This is a genomic window from Agromyces sp. S2-1-8 (genome assembly GCF_021129215.1).
Lineage (GTDB): Bacteria > Actinomycetota > Actinomycetes > Actinomycetales > Microbacteriaceae > Agromyces > Agromyces chromiiresistens.
On the sequence record NZ_JAJOLP010000001.1, the window covers coordinates 2958913 to 2975931 of the forward strand.

A 17019-nucleotide genomic window follows, 5' to 3' on the forward strand; every position below is an offset into this window, starting at 1 on the left:
CCATTCAATCCGATGCCGCCGACAACCGTTCTCAGCGCGGGTCTGCGGCGAGGGCGCGGGCGACGGCGGCGACCGTGCGATCGGCCTCGGTGGCGTCGGTCGCCCAGTTGCTCACCGAGAACCGCACGACCGCGCGATCGCGCCACCGCGACGTCATCGCGAGCACCTCACCCTCCTCCCAGAGCCGGGACGAGAGCGCCTCCGTCGCCGCATCGTCGGCGAGCGCGAGGCACACCTGGGTGAAGACGACGTCGTTCAGCACCTCGACGCCTGGCAGGCGAGCGACGCCGACGGCGATCCGCTTCGCGGAGTCGACGAGCCGTTCGACGAGCTCGGAGACGCCCTCGCGCCCGAGGGCGCGCAGCACCGCCCACGTCGGAACGCCGCGAGCACGCCGCGAAAGCTCGGGCACCCGCTCGTGCGGGTCGGCGACGGCGTCGCTCGCCTGCAGGTAGCTCGCATGCATGCTCAGCGCCCGCTGCATCGCGTGCTCGTCGCGCACGATCGCGATGCCGCAGTCGTACGGCACGCTGAGCGTCTTGTGCGCATCGGTCGACCACGAGTCGGCCGCCTCGTACCCCGCGACGAGGTGCCGCAGGCGCGGGCTGGCTCCCGCCCACAGCCCGAAGGCGCCGTCGACGTGCACCCAGGCGCCGGCCTCGTGCGCGACCCCGATCGCCCGGGCGAAGTCGTCGAACGATCCGGAATGGATGTTGCCCGCCTGGAGGACGACGATCGCCGGATCGGGATCGGCGGCGAGCACCGCTCCGAGCGCGCCGACGTCGATGCGCCCCTCGTCGTCCGCGGCGGCGACGACCGGTGCCCCGAGGCCGAGGTAGCGCCCGGCGAGGTCGACCGTACCGTGCCGTTCTGCGCCCACGACGAAGCGCACGCGCGGCGCTCCGAAGACGCCGTCCTGCGCCGCATCCCAGCCGGCCCTCCGCAGGAGTTCGTCGCGACCGGTCGCGAGCCCGACGAAATGCGCCATCGTTGCCCCGGTGGTGAAGCCGACCGCCGACCCGGCGGGCAGGCCGAGCAGATCGACGATCCACTCCCCTGCGAGCTCCTCGACCGCGGCGACGCCGGGCGTCGCGAACCGCAGCCCGGTGTTCTGGTCCCACGCCGAGACGAGCCAGTCGGCGGCGAGGGCGACCGGTTGCACCCCGCCCATCACCCAGCCGAAGAAGCGCGGCGAGCCGATGCCGAGCAGTCCCGGTTCGACGCCGTCGGCCAACCGCTCGACCACCTGTGCTGCCGGTTCACCGCGGCTCGGCAGCGCCCGACCCAGCAGTTCCTTCGCCGCATCGGCATCGATCTCGGGCGGGATCGGACGTTCGGCGACGCCGTCGAGCCAGCGTCTCGCCCGGTCGGACGCGATCTCCAGCGGTCGGTCGTATTCGGGTCGCCGCGCTCCGGCGGCCGACGGTCGCTCGGCCATGTTCCACCTGACTTCCGCGCACACGTGCGCGTTCCAGATGATGCTCCGCGATGCTCACGCGGTCAATGCCCAGTTCGGGCGGGCTCGCGCGCACGGCTGAGGCGGCACTGCCTGCTTCCGCACGCTCAGGCGTCGCGACGACCGCCGACGAGTCGCACGGCGAGCGAGTCGACCCCTGTCGCGATCGCGTCGTCCTCCGCCCAGCGCCGCGCGAGCCGAGCGGTCGTGGCATCGAGCTCCTCACGGGTGAGTCCGTCGACGAGCCGCAGCGTCACGACGAGCTCGGGCCCGGCGAGCCGCGCGAGCGGGTCGCCCGCGGCGAGGTCCACGCCGAGCACGGCGAGCTCGCTGCCGATCGAGCGCTCGAACGCCCGGCGCACGGCCTCGTCGTCGAAGGGCGGCGTCCACGGCTTCTGCTGGGCGACCGCCCACACGGCGGGTCGGCGCAGCACGAACTCGCCCGGCGATGCCGGGTCGAGCACGACGAGCTCGGTGCCGTCGTCGGCCGCGGCGAGCGCCACCCGGACGCCGTCGGCGGGCACAGGACGGGCGACCGGGTTCCAGGCGCGCATCGTGTCCACCGACGAGAACACCGGCAGCACGCGACGCCCGTCGGGCCCGTCGACCGTCACGATCGAGAGTTCCTGGCTCTTGTCGACGGCGTGGCCGTGCGCGCCGGTCTCCGCTCCCCCGTCGCCGAGCTCGGCGAGCAGCGGGATCAGCAGCCTCGAGGCGCCGAACGCGGCGACGACACCGGCCTGTGAGCCGTCTCCGTCGTGGAATGCACGCAGCGCGGCACCGAGGGCCGCCGGGGTCGAGCCGTCGTCGCCCGCGTGCGGGTTCTCGTCGAACGCCCGGCCCGCCCACGGTACCCCCGCAGAATCCGCGAGATGCGCGGGAAGCGGCCGCGCGGTGCCGCCGGGCGTCGTGCCCGAGGCATCCTCGTCGTCCGCAGCGTTGCCGAGATCAGCGGTCATGCGCGCCGGCTCAGTTGCTCGCGACGTCGAGGGCCTCGGCGAGCGTGAAGGCGCCGGCGTACAGGGCCTTGCCGACGATCGCGCCCTCGAGGCCGAGCGGCACGAGCTCGCGCAGCGTGGCGAGGTCGTCGAGGCTCGAGATGCCGCCGGAGGCGACGACGGGGCGGTGCGTGCGGTCCATCACCTGGCGCAGGAGCTCGACGTTCGGGCCCTGCAGCGTGCCGTCCTTCGTGACGTCGGTCACGACGTAGCGCGCGGCACCCGCCTCTTCGAGCCGGTCCATGACCTGCCACAGGTCGCCGCCGTCCTTCGTCCAGCCGCGGGCGGCGAGCGTCGTCCCGCGCACGTCGAGGCCGACGGCGATGGCCTCGCCGTACTGGGCGATGACCGAGGCGGCCCACTCGGGGTTCTCGAGGGCTGCGGTGCCGAGGTTGATGCGCTTGGCGCCGATCTCGAGAGCGTGCTCGAGCGACTCGTCGTCGCGGATCCCGCCCGACAGCTCGACGTTCACGCCGCGCACCTGGCGGATGACCTTCTTCAGGATGCCGCCGTTCGACCCGCGGCCGAACGCCGCGTCGAGGTCGACGAGGTGGATCCACTCGGCGCCCTGGTCGGCCCAGTCCACGGCCGCGTCGACCGGGTCGCCGTAGCTCGTCTCGGTGCCGGCCTCGCCCTTCGTCAGGCGGACGGCCTTGCCGCCCGCGACGTCGACGGCCGGCAGCAGCACGAGGCCGGGGGTCTTGTTGAACTCACTCATCACTACTGTCCTCGATCGCGATACGCCGTCGGCCGTGTTTCACCCGGCGCAGTGACGGCCGGCACAGTCACAGGATCATAGTCGCCCGCGCCGCGCGCGACGTGTCGCATGACGGTCGGATGACTCAGGCGAGTGCGCCGAGCCAGTTCGAGAGCAGCCGGATGCCCGCGTCCGACGACTTCTCTGGGTGGAACTGCGTCGCCGACAGCGGACCGTTCTCGACCGCGGCGAGGAAGCGCCCGCCGTGCTCGGCCCAGGTCAGCTTCGGCTGCGGGAACGGCGGCATCACGTCGAGGTGCCACGACTGCGCCGCGAACGAATGCACGAAGTAGAAGCGCTCGTCTTCGATGCCGTCGAACAGCACCGAGCCCGCGTCGGGCACGACGGTGTTCCAGCCCATGTGCGGCAGCACCTCGGCCGGAAGCTCGGTGACGGCCCCGGGCCACTCTCCGAGCCCCTCGGTGTCGACGCCGCGTTCGACGCCGTGCTCGAAGAGCACCTGCATGCCGACGCAGATGCCGAGCACGTGCCGGCCACCGGCGAGGCGCCGGTCGATGATCTCGTCGCCGCGCACCGCGCGGAGCTGGTCCATGACGGCCTTGAACGCGCCCACGCCGGGCACGACGAGGCCGTCGGCCTCCATCGCCGCTGCACGTGAGGCCGTGACCTCGACCTCCGCGCCAGCGCGTTCGAGCGCCTTCGCGGCCGAGTGCACGTTGCCCGACCCGTAGTCGAGCACCACGACGCGCCGGTTGCGGCTCACAGCGCACCCTTGGTCGACGGGATGCCGCTGACGAGCGGGTCGAGCGCCTTCGCCTGCCGGAATGCGCGCGCGAAGGCCTTGAACTCGGCCTCGGCGATGTGGTGCGGGTCGCGCCCGCCGAGCACCGTGACGTGCACGGTGAGCCCGGCGTTGAAGGCGATCGCCTCGAAGACGTGCCGCACCATCGAGCCCGTGAAGTGACCGCCGATGAGGTGGAACTCGAAGCCCTCCGGCTCACCGGTGTGCACGAGGAACGGCCGCCCCGAGATGTCGACGACCGCCTGCGCGAGCGCCTCGTCGAGCGGCACGAGCGCGTCGCCGTAGCGCGAGATGCCGCGCTTGTCGCCGAGCGCCTCGCGGATCGCCTGCCCCAGCACGATGCCGGTGTCTTCGACGGTGTGATGCACGTCGATGTGAAGGTCTCCCGACGCGCGCACGGTGAGGTCGGTGAGCGAGTGCTTCGCGAACGCGGTGAGCAGGTGGTCGTAGAACGGCACGCCGGTCTCGATGTCGCTCGAGCCCGAGCCGTCGAGGTCGATCGACAGGTCGATGCTCGATTCGCTCGTCTCGCGCTGCACGCGCGCGGTGCGCGATCGGGGCTGGGCGGTCATGACTCGATCCTATTCTCGGTGGTGCCACCGGCCGCGCCGCTCGTCGCGACGGCCGCCGGCGCGAACACGGCGACCGCCTCGAGGAAGGCGGTGGTCTCGGCCTCGGTGCCCGCAGTCACGCGCAGGTGCCCGGGGATGCCGAGCTCCCTGATGAGGATGCCTCGCGCGAGCAGCCCCTCGAACACGGCGTGCGGGTCGTCGACCCCGCCGAACAGCACGAAGTTCGATCCGCTGCGGTGCGGGGCGAAGCCGAGTCGCGCGAGCTCGGTCGTGATTCGCTCGCGCTGGCGGCGGATGTCGTCGACCATCGCCAGCATCTCGTCGGCATGGGCGAGCGCGCCGAGCGCGGCGGCCTGGGTGAGCGCGGAGAGGTGGTACGGCAGGCGCACGAGCCGCAGGGCATCGATCGTGGCGGGGTCGCCGGCGAGGTAGCCGACGCGGGCGCCCGCGAACGCGAACGCCTTGCTCATCGTGCGGGAGACCACGAGCCGCGGCCGCCCCTCGAGCAGCGTGAGCGCACTCGGGGCACCGGGGTCGGCGAACTCGAAGTACGCCTCGTCGACGACGACGATGCCCCGTGCCGCGTCGGCGACGGCACGCACCGTGTCGAGCGACAGCGGCGTGCCCGTGGGATTGTTCGGTGCGCAGAGGAAGACGAGGTCGGGGTCGTGCTCGCGAACGGCGGCGACCGCCGTCTCGGCACTGAGCTCGAAGTCGTCGTCGCGGTCGGCGGCGATCCAGCGGGTGCCCGTGCCCGAGGCGAGCAGCGCGTACATGGAGTACGTCGGCGCGAATCCGAGCACCGAGCGGCCGGGCCCGCCGAACGCCTGCAGCACCTGCTGCAGCACCTCGTTCGAGCCGTTGGCGGCCCAGATCTGCTCGGGTGCGAGCCCGTGGCCGAGGTAGCCGGCGAGCGCCTCTCGCAGCTCGGTGAACTCGCGATCGGGGTATCGGTTCAACCGGAGGATCGCGGCGGCGACTCGGGCGACGATGTCGTGCGCCACGTCCTCGGGGATGGCATGCGTGTTCTCGTTGACGTTGAGGGCGACGGGCACCGCCTTCTGCGGCGCACCGTACGGGTCGCGACCACGGAGGTCGTCGCGGATGGGGAGGTCGTCGAGACTCGTCACCGAACCAGCCTAGCCACGCGACCCGTGACGCCCCGGCGTGCGACCTCGTATGACCGCCTACTCCGAAGCGGGGACCGCGAGGCGCTGGCCCGGCTCGATCGTCGCACCGTCGAGCCCGTTGAGCCGGACGATCTCGGCGATCGTGTCGCGCGGGTCGGCCGACGGGTCGATCGCCTCGGCGATCTCCCAGAGCGAGCCCCCGGCACCCACCGTGACGTACTGCAGCGAATCGCCCCCGGCCAGGTCGGCGGCCGCACCGCCGGCGTTCAGCACGGCTGCGAGCGCCCAGAGGACGATCGGCAGTGCGGCGAGGGTCGTGAAGACAGCGCGCCCGCGACGGGTCAGCCGGAGGCGGGTGCGCGGTGCAGCCTCCGCACCGCCGTCGACACGGCCTGCGCGGGGCACCGGAACACCGGAACGGTACTCGTTCGTCACGATCGCTGCGCTCATGTCACCCTCCTGCGTGGGATCGCATCCGGCCCTCGGCCGGGAGGGCCGGATGCGAATCTCTGTTCCGAATATATCTTCGACCATCTTCGACTGCAAGCATCGGAGTGCGGGTTTCTCGGGGAGCGATCTCGCGACACACTCGAACGAATGTTTGCCGCTCCCGCCGCATGTGGATACAGTTTCGAATGTCTGGGAACAGTCGATCAGACACCACCGACATCCGATCGCGAAGGCGGTCGCAACGAGGGGCGGAACCGTGAAGAGCGACAACGACGTGCGCGAGACCGGCAGGGCACGCCGCCGCAAGAGCCTGAGCGCGAAGCAGATCGCGATCCTCGAGGTCGTGCAGCGTTCGGTGGCGACACGCGGCTACCCGCCGAGCATGCGCGAGATCGGTGACGCCGTCGGCCTCGCATCGCTGTCGAGCGTCACGCACCAGCTCAACCAGCTCGAACTCGCCGGCTACCTGCGGCGCGATCCGAACCGCCCCCGCGCGCTCGAGGTGCTCATCGAGCTGCCGGGCCTCGACGAGCGCCCTGCGTCGGCAGGCGATCCCGCGCCGGTCGGCGACGCTGCGATGGTCCCCCTCGTCGGCCGCATCGCGGCCGGCGTGCCGATCACGGCCGAGCAGCAGATCGACGAGGTGTTCCCGCTCCCCCGCCAGCTCGTCGGCAAGGGCGAGCTCTTCATCCTCAAGGTCGTCGGCGACTCGATGATCGACGCGGCCATCTGCGACGGCGACTGGGTGGTCGTGCGCTCGCAGCGCACCGCCGAGAACGGCGAGATCGTGGCCGCCATGCTCGACGGCGAGGCGACCGTCAAGGTGTTCCGCCAGCGCGACGGCCACACCTGGCTGCTGCCGCGCAACACCGCGTTCGAGCCGATCCTCGGCGACCAGGCCGAGGTCCTCGGCAAGGTCGTCGCCGTGCTGCGCGCGGTCTGAGCCCGCGGCCGCGCCGGCGGCGCGCGATCGGCGAGGCCGGGGACGTCGGGTGACGTGCGTCCGGAGGACGCTATGCGCTCGTCGCGCCTGCGGCGATCGCGCCCGCAGGCTGCGCCACCGAACGGAGCCAGCCGATCACCGCGTCCATGAACCCAGCATGATCGTCGCGGAAGACCGTGTGACCCGTGCCCGGCACCGTCGCGACGGTCATGCCCCGTCGGCGCAGGTCGGCCGCGACGCGCTCGGTGATGAGCAGGCTCTTCTCGGCGAGCAGCACGAGCGTCGGGGCGACGAGTCGGGCCGGCGGCACCAGCGGCCTGGTGTCGGCGAAGCCCAGCACGGTCCGCTTGTCCCAGTCGCGGAGGGTCGCCAGTTCGATGTCGACGTCGACCGCGCTCCACTTCGGGTTCATCCGCACGAGCGCCCCGCGCCGCGGCCTCGGGGCGATCGCGAAGAAGGCCTTGTACGCCAGGCCGCGCAGACCCGTCGGAAAGGCGAACGCGGGATCGACGTAGATCGCCGCCCGCGGCGCGAGCCGGTCGGCGACGAGGCTCGCGACGAGGCCGCCGAGCGAGTGCCCGAGCACGACGTCGGGGGGCCCGTCGAGCATGGGCTCGACCGTCTCGACCACGTCGTCGGCCCATGCGGCGGGCGAGTACCGACGCGCCCGCGGGCTGCGCCCGTGTCCGGCGAGGTCCACCGCGAGCACCCGGAAGCCCTGCGCCTCGAGTTCGTGCGTGACGCGGTGCCATGCGCGCGAGTCCGACATGATGCCGTGGATGAGGATGGCCGTGCGGGCGCCCGCGCCCGTCTCGTGAACCGCGAGTCGCATGCGATGACGGTACGCCGCCCGCCTGTGCATCGCCCCGGCGAACGATGCGAAGGCGCCGAGCATCGGGCGGATGCCGCTCACGCGGCATCCGCCCGCCGCCTCATCCGGCGACCGGCGCCGCGAGCCCGCGTGCGAGTCCGGCCCGCACCGCACGGGTCGCCTCGACGAGGTTCGCGAGCGACGCCACCGTCTCGTCGTAGCCGCGCGTCTTGAGACCGCAGTCGGGATTCACCCAGAGCCGCCCGGCGGGAATCGCCGCCGCCGCGCGCTCGAGCAGTTCCTGCAGCTCGGCCGTCGACGGCACGCGGGGCGAGTGGATGTCGTACACCCCGGGCCCGATGCCGTGGTCGAAGCCGCTCGCCGAGAGGTCGTCGACGACCTCCATCCGGCTGCGCGCGGCCTCGATCGAGGTGACGTCGGCGTCGAGTCCCTTGATCGCGTCGATCACCACCCCGAACTCCGAGTAGCACAGGTGGGTGTGCACCTGCGTGCCGGGCGCAGCGCCGGCCGTCGCCAGCGTGAACGAGCCGACCGACCAGTCGAGGTACGCGGGCTGGTCGGCGCGCTTGAGCGGCAGCAGTTCCCGGAGTGCGGGCTCGTCGACCTGGATGATGCGGATGCCCGCCCCCTCGAGGTCGGCGATCTCGTCGCGCAGGGCCAGCGCGACCTGCCGGGCGGTGTCGCCGAGGGGCTGGTCGTCGCGCACGAACGACCACGCGAGGATCGTCACCGGTCCCGTCAGCATGCCCTTGACCGGCTTGTCGCTGAGCGACTGCGCGTAGGCCGACCATTCGACCGTCATGGGCGCCGGACGCGAGACATCCCCCCAGAGGATCGAGGGCCGCGTGCAGCGCGACCCGTACGACTGCACCCAGCCGTGCTCGGTGACGGCGAAGCCGTCGAGCAGCTCGGCGAAGTACTGCACCATGTCGTTGCGCTCCGGCTCGCCGTGCACGAGCACGTCGAGGCCGAGCTCCTCCTGCAGGCGCACCACCCGCTCGATCTCGGCGCGCATCACGCCGGCGTACGCGTCGGCGTCGAGCTCGCCCCGGCCGAGACGGGCGCGGGCGATGCGCAGGTCGCTCGTCTGCGGGAACGAGCCGATCGTCGTGGTCGGCAGTTCGGGCAGTCCGAGGGCCGCCTGCGCCGCGAGCCGTTCGGCCTCGTCGCCGCGGTGGAAGTCCGCCTCCGTGAGGGCGGCGAGGCGGTCGCGGACCGCGGGCACCCGCACCCCGGGTGCGGCGGCACGGTCGGCCAGTGCCGCGGATGCCTCGGCGAGCCGCTCGGCGACGGTGTCGCGCCCGTTCGTGAGGCCGAGGGCGAGCGTTGCGACCTGGCCGACCTTCTGATCGGCGAAGGCGAGCCAACTCGCGAGCCGCGGGTCGAGTCGGGACTCGTCGTCGACGTCGTGCGGCACGTGCAGCAGCGAGGTGGACGTCGAGACTGAGACGGCGCCCGCCCGGTCGCGCAGCCCCTCAGCCCGCTCGAGCGCGGTGCCGGGGTCGCCACGCCAGATGTTGTGCCCGTCGATGACGCCCGCGACGAGCGTCTTCGTGCGCAGCGCGGTCTCGGTCCTCGCATCGAGGGCCGTCGGCACCGCGCCCCGTACGAGGTCGAGCCCGATCGCCTCGACGGGCGTCTCCGCGAGCACCGGGAGCGCGTCGTCGAGCGACCCGTAGGGCGCCGCGACGAAGATCGCCGGGCGCCGGTCGAGCGCACCGAGCAACGCGTAGGCCGTCGCCGCGGCATCGAGCACCAGCTCGCTCGGCACGTCGATCGCCTCGGAGACGAGCGCCGGCTCGTCGAGCTGCACCCACTCCGCGCCGGCCGCCGAGAGTTCCGCGAGCAGCGCCGCATAGACGGGCAGGAGGTCGGCGAGCCGGTCGATCGGGCGGAACCCGTCGGGCGCGCCGTCGGCGGCCTTCGCGAGCGACAGGAAGGTGACCGGGCCGACCACGACCGGCCGGGTCACGAAGCCCTCCGCCCTCGCCTCGGCGAACTGGGCGACGAGACGCTCGGCGTGCAGCGAGAACTCCGTCTCGGGGCCGATCTCGGGCACGAGGTAGTGGTAGTTCGAGTCGAACCACTTCGTCATCTCGAGCGGAGCACGCTCGCCCTCCCCGCGGGCGATCGTGAAGTAGGCGGTGAGGTCGAGCCCGCCCTGCTCGTCGAGCAGGTCGGCGAATCGCGCCGGAACGGCGCCGAACGCGACGGCCGCGTCGAGCACCTGGTCGTAGTACGAGAACGTCTCGGGGATCGCCGAGCCCGTGCGTTCGAGTCCGAGCTCGGCGAGCCGCTCACGCGTCTTCGAGCGCAGCGCGCGGGTTCGCGCCTCGAGCTCGGCCTCGTCGATCGTGCCGGCCCAGAACGCCTCGACCGCGCGCTTGAGCTCCCGGCGCCGACCGATGCGCGGATAGCCGAGCACGGTTCCGGACGGGAAGCGGGTGGTGGGTACGGTCATGACTCGTTCCTTTCGATTTCCGGGTAGGCCGAAGCACCGCGCCGGTCGCGGGTCGTCGACATCGACCGCGGGGCATCGGGCCCCGGGCCGGTGGTGGTGAAGTGATCGTCGATGCGGCGGGAGCCGCCGGTCAGGTCCTCCGCCCGGCGCGGACGCCGAGTCCGAGCCGGTCGAGCACCGAGAGCACCGTCTCGTGCCGGTTGTAGGTGTAGAGGTGCAGGCCCGGGGCGCCGCCCCGCAGCACCTCGCCAGCGAGGTTCGCCGCGTACTCCTCGCCGATCCTGGCGCGGGCCTCGCCGTCGGGCTCGATCTCCAGGTCGATCGCGAGGTCCGCCGGCGGCTCGACGCCGGTGAGCTCGGTCAAGCGCGCGAGTCGGGCCGGATTCGTGACCGGCATGAGCCCCGGCAGGATGGGGATCGTCACCCCGGCCGTGCGCGCCCGTTCGACGAAGCCGAGGTAGTCGTCGGCGTGCCAGAACAGCTGCGTGATCGCGAGGGTCGCCCCGGCGACCTCCTTCGCGAGCAGGGTGTCGACGTCCTGCGCGAGCCCGCGCGAACGCGGGTGGCCCGTCGGGAACGCCGCGACCGCGACCCGCTCGGGGCGGGGTCGGGCTCCGATTCGGCGGGCGCCGGGCGCGCCGGGGACGCCCGACTCTCCGAACGGCTCGCGCTCCTCCTGCACCCGGTGGATGAGCTGGACGAGCTCCGCCGCGGTGCCGAGGTCGCCGAGACCGGCGTCGGGGTCGTCGCCCTCCGGTGGGTCGCCGCGCAGCGCGAGGAAGCTCGTGATGCCCGCGTCGAGGAACTCGCGCACGAGGCGGTTCGCCTCGGCGTGCGACGAGCCGACGCAGGTCAGGTGCGCCATCGGCTCAACGGAGGTGTGCTCGAGGATGTACCGCAGCACGGTGAGGGAGCGGCCGCGCTGCGACCCGCCCGCCCCGAACGTCACCGAGATGAAGGCCGGGTCGACCTCGGCCAGCCGGTCGATCGTGCGCCCGAGCGCGATCGCCGCGGCGTCGGAGCGCGGCGGGAACAGCTCGAACGAGATCGGCGGGCGGTCGGTACAGTCACCCGTCTCCCGGGTGCCGGCGGCTCCGGTCGCAGCCATGTCGGACTCCTCGATGGGTGCCGCATGGCGGTGGTGGCACGGCAGGCCGCGGCCACCGCCTCACGGCGGATGGGTCACGCGGGCGGGTGCCGGGCTCGGCGGTCGCTCCTGGCGACGGGCATCCGGCCCGTCGTCGACGATCAGGAGCGACGTTACGCGATGGCACGGCGCCGCCGGCCAATGTGACCGGGAATGACGTCGACACGCTCGGAGTGCGGCAACGACCCGGATGCCTCGGCGCCTGCCGGGGCATCCGGTGGTTCGGCCGGTGCGCTACGCGGCGGCGACGGGTGCGACGAACTCCGCGTACTGGCCGGCGAGCTCTGGCGAGACGAGCGCACGAACGCGCGTGCCGTCTTCGACGTAGTCGAGCTCGAGGACGCGCGCCTGCTCGTGCAGGGCCGACACGATGTCGCCGCGGTCGTACGGCACGAGCAGTTCGACCTCGACCGCGGGGTCGGGCAGCATCTCGCCGATGGCGGCCAGCACGTCGGCGATGCCCTCGCCCGTACGGGCCGAGGCGAACACGGCGTCGGGCTCGAGCCCGCGGAGCACGAGGCGGTCCTCGGCCGAGACGAGGTCGGCCTTGTTGAAGACCACGAGCTCGGGGATGTCGCGGGCGCCGACCTCGCCGATGACGTCGCGCACGGTCGCGATCTGCCCGGCGGGATCGGGGTGGGCCGCATCGACGACGTGCACGATGAGATCTGCGTCGCCGACCTCTTCGAGCGTCGAGCGGAACGCCTCGACGAGCTGGTGCGGAAGGTTGCGCACGAAGCCGACCGTGTCGGCGATCGTGTAGACGCGGCCGTCGGCCGTCGTGTTGCGACGCACCGTCGCATCGAGGGTCGCGAACAACGCGTTCTCGACGAGCACGCCGGCACCCGTGATGCGGTTGAGCAGGCTCGACTTGCCGGCGTTGGTGTAGCCGGCGATCGCGACCGACGGCACCGCGTTGCGACGGCGGTTCGCCCGCTTCGCCTCGCGCGCTGGCTTCATGCCCGCGATCTGGCGCCGGAGCTTGGCCATGCGCGAGTGGATGCGACGGCGGTCGAGTTCGATCTTCGTCTCACCGGGACCTCTCGAGCCCATGCCCGCGCCGCCCGAACCCACCTGGCCACCGGCCTGGCGGGACATCGATTCGCCCCAGCCGCGAAGCCTCGGGAGGAGGTATTCGAGTTGTGCGAGCTCGACCTGCGCCTTGCCCTCCCGGCTCTTCGCGTGCTGGCTGAAGATGTCGAGGATGACGGCGGTGCGGTCGATGACCTTCACCTTGACGGCGTCCTCGAGTGCACGCCGCTGGCTCGGCGCGAGCTCGGTGTCAGCGACGACCGTGTCGGCGCCGAGCGAGGCGACGATGTGCCTCAGCTCTTCGACCTTGCCGCGGCCGAGGTACGTCGAGGGGTCGGGGTGCGGTCGCCGCTGCAGCACGCCGTCGAGCACCCGGGCGCCCGCAGTCTCGGCGAGGGCTGAGAGCTCGCGGAGCGAGTTCTCGGCGTCGTCGAGGGAGCCCTGCGAGTAGACGCCGATGAGCACGACGTTCTCGAGCCGGAGCTGCCGGTACTCGACCTCGGTGACGTCTTCGAGTTCGGTGGAGAGGCCGGCGACGCGACGCAACGCCGCACGCTCTTCACGGTCGTACTGCTCGCCGTCGGTGTCGGCTCCCGAGGCGGCGTCGGAGCCGTGCACCATCATGGCCTCGGCCGCACCGGAACCGAACCGGGTGACCCCGGCCTTCGTCTCCGCGCCCCGCAGCACTCGCTCGACCGCGTCGTCGGCGGTGTTCTGTTCGGCTTCGTTCATCGTGTTAACCCTACTTCCGATCGCTGCGATAGGTTCCCCTACATGGGTTCCGACCACTACTTCTCCGCCGCGCCCTCGAGCGAAGCCCGCACCCGTACCATCCGCGTGGCGCTCGCCGGTCGCGAGGTCGAGCTCATGACCGCCGGCGGCGTGTTCAGCCCCGAGCACCTCGACCAGGGCACCCGCGTACTGCTCGACGCCGTGCCCGCTCCCCCGGCGGCGGGCGACCTGCTCGACCTCGGCACCGGATGGGGGCCCATCGCGCTCACCCTCGCGATGCGGTCGCCCGAGGCCACGGTGTGGGCGGTCGACGTCAACGAGCGCGCCCTCGACCTCACGCGGCGCAACGCCGCCCGGCTCGGCCTCCACAACGTCAACGCCGTCAGGCCCGACGATGTTCCCGACGACGTGCGCTTCGCGACGATCTGGTCGAACCCGCCGATCAGGGTCGGCAAGCAGGAGCTGCACGAGATGCTCTCGCGATGGCTGACCCGGCTGGACGACTCCGCCGAGGCCGCCGCGTGGCTCGTGGTCGCCAAGCACCTCGGCGCCGAGTCCCTGCAGCGCTGGATCGGCGCCGAGCTCGGCCTCGACGTCGAACGCGCGGCGAACTCCAAGGGCTTCCGCGTGCTCGACGTGCGCCGCTGACCGGGTGCCCGTCCGTCGAACCCGCTATCGCGCCCTGCGGTCGATGAGGCGGGCGGAGCGCACGGAGGCCGAGGTCGTGAGCACGAGGAACGCGAGCGTCGCGACGAGCACCGCGACGAGCGGCAGGGCCCATGCGCCGCTCGATTCGTGCAATGCGCCGAGCACGGGTGGCGCCGTCGCCGCGACGAGGTAGCCGCCGGCCTGCACGAGCGCCGACATCTGCGTGGTCTCGCGGTCGGTACGGGTGATGCGCACGACGGTCGCGATGATGACGACGAATCCGCCGCCCTGGGCGATACCGCCGGTGACGGTCCACACGAGGCACGCCTCCGGGGCGAGGAGCAGGCCCAGCGGCAGCGTCGTCCACAGCACGCCGACGATGGCCGGCTGCACCCAGGCCGGCCGCAGTCGGCCGAGGAACGGCACACCGAGCGCCCCCGCGACGGCCGCGAGCTGGAAGAGCGACGCGACGTTGCCGGCGGCGATCGTATCGAGGTCGTACACGTCGGCGTAGAGGCTCGGCAGCCAGGCGCTCAGTCCGTAGTACGAGAACGACTGCGCGGCGAATGCCGCCGCGAGCAGCCAGGTCATGGGGTTGCGCCACGCCGAGTACTCGCCGGGGGCGACGACGCCGGTCGGTCCGGTGACGGCGGCCAGTGAACCGGTGACCGCGAGCGCGGCGGCCTCGCGCGCCTCGCGGCTCTCGGCAGTGACGCGCCGCAGGTGCACGCCCCACACCGCGAGAGCCACCACGATGAGCACGCCCCAGATCGCGGTCGCCCACTGCCAGCCGATCAGCTCGGCGAGCGGCGCCGTCACCGCGATCGTGAGCATGGAGCCGACGTTCATCATGGCCGAGTACACGCCCGTGACGAGCTGCGCGCGCTCGGGCGGGACGTCGCGCCGGATGACGACCGGCACGACGACGTTGCCGATCGCGATCGCGAGGCCGATGATGACGGTGCCCGCGAACGCCGCCCAGGTCGTGCCGCCCGATCGCACGATCGTGCCGATGAGGGTGCCGATGAGCGAGATCGCGACGGCCCGCTCGGCACCGGTCAGCCGGATCGTCCACGCGGCGATCGGCGTGCCCAGGGCGAAGCACAGCACGGGCAGGCTCGTCAGCAGGCCGGCCGCGGTCGGCGAGAGGCCGAGCGAGGCCTCGATCTCCTCGATGACGGGCGCGATCGCGACGAGCGGGCCGCGCAGGTTGAGCGCGACGAGCGAGATGCCGACGAGCAGGAGCCAGGGGAAGGAGGACGCGGCGGCCCGACCGGTGGCGCCGCGGGTCATGCGAGCGTGAGCACGCCGTCGAAGACGAGCTCGGCGGGGCCCGCGAGCGCGACGTGCTCGCCGTCGGACGCCTCGAACATGCGGACGCCGAGCACCCCGCCCGGCACCTGCACGCGCCAGTCGTTCGGCGCACCGGCGCCGGCCCAGTACCGCACCGCGAGTGCGGAGGCCACGGCACCGGTGCCGCACGAGAGCGTCTCGCCCGATCCGCGCTCGTGCACGCGCATGCGGATGCGGCCGACGCCGTCTTCGACGAGCGGCTCGGCGGGCACGACGAACTCGACGTTGGCGCCCGCAGCGGGCACCGGTTCGAGCATGGGCGCGTAGGCGAGGTCGAGCCCCTCGAGTTCGTCGTCGTCGGCGAGGGCGACGACGACGTGCGGATTGCCCACGTCGATGCCGAGACCGGGCCGCGCGACGGGCAGCTGCTTCGCGCGCACGAGCGGTTCGCCGCCCGCGAGGCGCCAGGTGCCGAGGTCGACCTGGAAGCCCGACGCCGTGCGGGTCACCGTGCGCACTCCGGCCCGGGTGCCGATCGCGATCTCGTCGCCGGGATGCAACTCGGCGAGCCCCTGGTCGAGCAGGTACCGCACGAAGACGCGGATGCCGTTGCCGCACATCTCGGACACGGTGCCGTCGGCGTTCCAGTAGTCCATGAACCAGACCGCGCGCGGATCGGCTGCGAGCGCCGCTGCACCGTCGGCGAGGTTCTGCGAGCGCACGGCGCGGATGAGCCCGTCGGCGCCGACGCCGAAACGCCGGTCGCAGACGGCCGCGATCTGCGTGGGCTCGAGTTCGTTCTCACCCTCTGGGTCGCTGAAGAGCACGAAGTCGTTGCCCGTGCCCTGGCCCTTGGTGAATCGCAGATCGAACGGCATGCGACTCAGTCTAGGGCGGCCTGCCGGCCGAGCTCGGCGCTTCTCGCGACGGCATCATCGGCGTCGATCTGCACCGCGTCCCGGTATCGCTTGAACCAGCCGACCTGCCGCCTCGCGTACGTGCGGGTGAGCTGTTGCGTCTCGGCGACCGCGTCCGTACGAGGCATCCGGCCCTGGAGCTCGGCGAGCGCCTGCGCGTAGCCGATGGCCTTGCGCGCGGTGACCCCGCGCTCGAGGCCGAGCGGGACGAGTCCGCGCACCTCGTCGAGGAGGCCGGACGCCCACATGTCGTCGACGCGGGCGTCGAGCCGCGCGACGAGCCGCGCGCGGTCGCTGCGCAGGTGCACGATGCGATGCGGTCGCCACGGCACCGGATCGTCGGGAATCCTCGCCGCCGCCGGCGAGCCGGTGACCTCGATCACCTCGAGGGCACGGACGACGCGGCGCCCGTTCAGCGGGTCGACCTTCGCTGCGGTCTCGGCATCGATCTCGCGGAGCCGCGCGTGCAGCATGCCGGGACCCTGCTCGGCGAGCTCGGCCTCGAGGCGCGCACGCACGTCGGGATCGGTGCCGGGGAACCGGAAGTCGTGGATGACCGACGAGACGTACAGACCCGATCCGCCGACCAGCAGCGCGACCGATCCGCGACCGGTGATCTCGTCGATGCGCGCCCTCGCCTCGGCCTGGTACGCCGCCACGGATGCCTCGTCGGTGACCTCGAGCACGTCGAGCAGGTGATGCGGCACCCCCCTGCGCTCCCCGAGCGCGAGCTTGGCGGTGCCGATGTCCATGCCGCGATACAGCTGCATCGCATCGGCGTTCACGACCTCGGCGGTGCACCCGGCGCGATCGAACGCCTCCGCGAGGTCGAGCGCGAAGGCCGACTTGCCGGTGCCGGTCGCGCCGACGACGGCGATGAGCGTCACG

The 17019-nt window shown here is 72.5% G+C and carries 16 protein-coding genes; 2 read left to right on the plus strand and 14 right to left on the minus strand.

Annotated features, from left to right (window positions below; translation table 11 throughout):
* Positions 1 to 31: 31 nt before the first annotated feature.
* The 7 genes from LR269_RS13570 to LR269_RS13600 all read right to left on the minus strand — a co-directional run bounded on the left by LR269_RS13570 (position 32) and on the right by LR269_RS13600 (position 6126).
* Positions 32 to 1438 (minus strand): pyridoxal-dependent decarboxylase, encoded by a 1407-nt coding sequence (locus LR269_RS13570; protein WP_231431292.1) that lies wholly within the window; start codon positions 1436 to 1438, stop codon positions 32 to 34.
* Positions 1439 to 1563: 125 nt separating this feature from the next.
* Entirely contained in the window at positions 1564 to 2415 is an 852-nt protein-coding gene (locus LR269_RS13575) for an SseB family protein (protein ID WP_231431293.1), read from the minus strand.
* A gap of 10 nt (positions 2416 to 2425) precedes the next feature.
* Positions 2426 to 3172 carry a bifunctional 1-(5-phosphoribosyl)-5-((5-phosphoribosylamino)methylideneamino)imidazole-4-carboxamide isomerase/phosphoribosylanthranilate isomerase PriA gene (gene priA / locus LR269_RS13580; protein ID WP_231431294.1) on the minus strand — a complete coding sequence of 249 codons (747 nt, stop codon included), beginning with the start codon at positions 3170 to 3172 and terminating at the stop codon, positions 2426 to 2428.
* Between the two features lie 124 nt (positions 3173 to 3296).
* On the minus strand, positions 3297 to 3935 hold the full coding sequence (gene hisH, locus LR269_RS13585; RefSeq protein ID WP_231431295.1) for an imidazole glycerol phosphate synthase subunit HisH: 639 nt from the start codon (positions 3933 to 3935) through the stop codon (positions 3297 to 3299).
* Positions 3932 to 4546, minus strand: a complete 615-nt coding sequence (hisB, locus tag LR269_RS13590; RefSeq protein WP_231431296.1) for an imidazoleglycerol-phosphate dehydratase HisB — start codon at positions 4544 to 4546, stop codon at positions 3932 to 3934. The genes hisH and hisB overlap by 4 nt, the downstream gene beginning before the upstream one ends.
* Positions 4543 to 5676: a histidinol-phosphate transaminase gene (locus LR269_RS13595; protein WP_231431297.1), complete on the minus strand. Its 1134-nt coding sequence runs from the start codon at positions 5674 to 5676 to the stop codon at positions 4543 to 4545. The genes hisB and LR269_RS13595 overlap by 4 nt, the downstream gene beginning before the upstream one ends.
* Before the next feature lie 57 nt (positions 5677 to 5733).
* Positions 5734 to 6126 (minus strand): LysM peptidoglycan-binding domain-containing protein, encoded by a 393-nt coding sequence (locus LR269_RS13600; protein WP_231431298.1) that lies wholly within the window; start codon positions 6124 to 6126, stop codon positions 5734 to 5736.
* A gap of 256 nt (positions 6127 to 6382) precedes the next feature.
* Here LR269_RS13600 and lexA point away from each other — a divergent pair, with 256 nt between their 5' ends.
* Positions 6383 to 7069, plus strand: coding sequence for a transcriptional repressor LexA (lexA, locus tag LR269_RS13605; protein ID WP_374201129.1), 687 nt, complete (start codon positions 6383 to 6385; stop codon positions 7067 to 7069).
* A 70-nt stretch (positions 7070 to 7139) separates the two neighbouring features.
* Here lexA and LR269_RS13610 read toward each other — a convergent pair whose 3' ends face one another.
* The 4 genes from LR269_RS13610 to hflX form a co-directional block, all read right to left on the minus strand.
* Complete coding sequence (locus LR269_RS13610) at positions 7140 to 7901, minus strand: alpha/beta fold hydrolase (RefSeq protein ID WP_231431299.1); 762 nt, start codon at positions 7899 to 7901, stop codon at positions 7140 to 7142.
* Between the two features lie 100 nt (positions 7902 to 8001).
* A complete protein-coding gene (gene metE, locus LR269_RS13615) occupies positions 8002 to 10362 on the minus strand; it encodes a 5-methyltetrahydropteroyltriglutamate--homocysteine S-methyltransferase (protein ID WP_231431300.1) in 2361 nt (786 codons plus the stop codon).
* A 130-nt stretch (positions 10363 to 10492) separates the two neighbouring features.
* Positions 10493 to 11470, minus strand: coding sequence for a methylenetetrahydrofolate reductase (locus tag LR269_RS13620; RefSeq protein WP_231431301.1), 978 nt, complete (start codon positions 11468 to 11470; stop codon positions 10493 to 10495).
* Between the two features lie 273 nt (positions 11471 to 11743).
* The gene (gene hflX / locus LR269_RS13625; protein ID WP_231431302.1) at positions 11744 to 13273 is read right to left on the minus strand and encodes a GTPase HflX; all 1530 of its coding nucleotides are present in this window, start codon (positions 13271 to 13273) and stop codon (positions 11744 to 11746) included.
* Positions 13274 to 13315: 42 nt separating this feature from the next.
* Here hflX and LR269_RS13630 point away from each other — a divergent pair, with 42 nt between their 5' ends.
* Positions 13316 to 13921, plus strand: a complete 606-nt coding sequence (locus tag LR269_RS13630) for a class I SAM-dependent methyltransferase (RefSeq protein ID WP_231431303.1) — start codon at positions 13316 to 13318, stop codon at positions 13919 to 13921.
* A 24-nt stretch (positions 13922 to 13945) separates the two neighbouring features.
* Here LR269_RS13630 and LR269_RS13635 read toward each other — a convergent pair whose 3' ends face one another.
* The 3 genes from LR269_RS13635 to miaA are packed head-to-tail and all read right to left on the minus strand — an operon-like array spanning position 13946 to position 17018.
* Positions 13946 to 15214 carry a CynX/NimT family MFS transporter gene (locus LR269_RS13635; RefSeq protein ID WP_231431304.1) on the minus strand — a complete coding sequence of 423 codons (1269 nt, stop codon included), beginning with the start codon at positions 15212 to 15214 and terminating at the stop codon, positions 13946 to 13948.
* Positions 15211 to 16092, minus strand: coding sequence for a diaminopimelate epimerase (dapF, locus tag LR269_RS13640; protein ID WP_231431305.1), 882 nt, complete (start codon positions 16090 to 16092; stop codon positions 15211 to 15213). The genes LR269_RS13635 and dapF overlap by 4 nt, the downstream gene beginning before the upstream one ends.
* 5 nt (positions 16093 to 16097) lie before the next feature.
* Positions 16098 to 17018 (minus strand): tRNA (adenosine(37)-N6)-dimethylallyltransferase MiaA, encoded by a 921-nt coding sequence (miaA, locus tag LR269_RS13645; RefSeq protein WP_231431306.1) that lies wholly within the window; start codon positions 17016 to 17018, stop codon positions 16098 to 16100.
* Position 17019 lies beyond the last annotated feature (1 nt).

Bases quoted from the DNA above. Each gene is read 5' to 3' on its own strand.
- metE (WP_231431300.1), bottom strand. From the start codon at position 10,362: ATGACCGTACCCACCACCCGCTTCCCGTCCGGAACCGTGCTCGGCTAT.
- hflX (WP_231431302.1), bottom strand. From the start codon at position 13,273: ATGAACGAAGCCGAACAGAACACCGCCGACGACGCGGTCGAGCGAGTG.
- priA (WP_231431294.1), bottom strand. From the start codon at position 3,172: ATGAGTGAGTTCAACAAGACCCCCGGCCTCGTGCTGCTGCCGGCCGTC.
- LR269_RS13575 (WP_231431293.1), bottom strand. From the start codon at position 2,415: ATGACCGCTGATCTCGGCAACGCTGCGGACGACGAGGATGCCTCGGGC.
- LR269_RS13635 (WP_231431304.1), bottom strand. From the start codon at position 15,214: ATGACCCGCGGCGCCACCGGTCGGGCCGCCGCGTCCTCCTTCCCCTGG.
- LR269_RS13620 (WP_231431301.1), bottom strand. From the start codon at position 11,470: ATGGCTGCGACCGGAGCCGCCGGCACCCGGGAGACGGGTGACTGTACC.
- dapF (WP_231431305.1), bottom strand. From the start codon at position 16,092: ATGCCGTTCGATCTGCGATTCACCAAGGGCCAGGGCACGGGCAACGAC.
- LR269_RS13570 (WP_231431292.1), bottom strand. From the start codon at position 1,438: ATGGCCGAGCGACCGTCGGCCGCCGGAGCGCGGCGACCCGAATACGAC.
- LR269_RS13610 (WP_231431299.1), bottom strand. From the start codon at position 7,901: ATGCGACTCGCGGTTCACGAGACGGGCGCGGGCGCCCGCACGGCCATC.
- LR269_RS13630 (WP_231431303.1), top strand. From the start codon at position 13,316: ATGGGTTCCGACCACTACTTCTCCGCCGCGCCCTCGAGCGAAGCCCGC.
- hisB (WP_231431296.1), bottom strand. From the start codon at position 4,546: ATGACCGCCCAGCCCCGATCGCGCACCGCGCGCGTGCAGCGCGAGACG.
- LR269_RS13600 (WP_231431298.1), bottom strand. From the start codon at position 6,126: ATGAGCGCAGCGATCGTGACGAACGAGTACCGTTCCGGTGTTCCGGTG.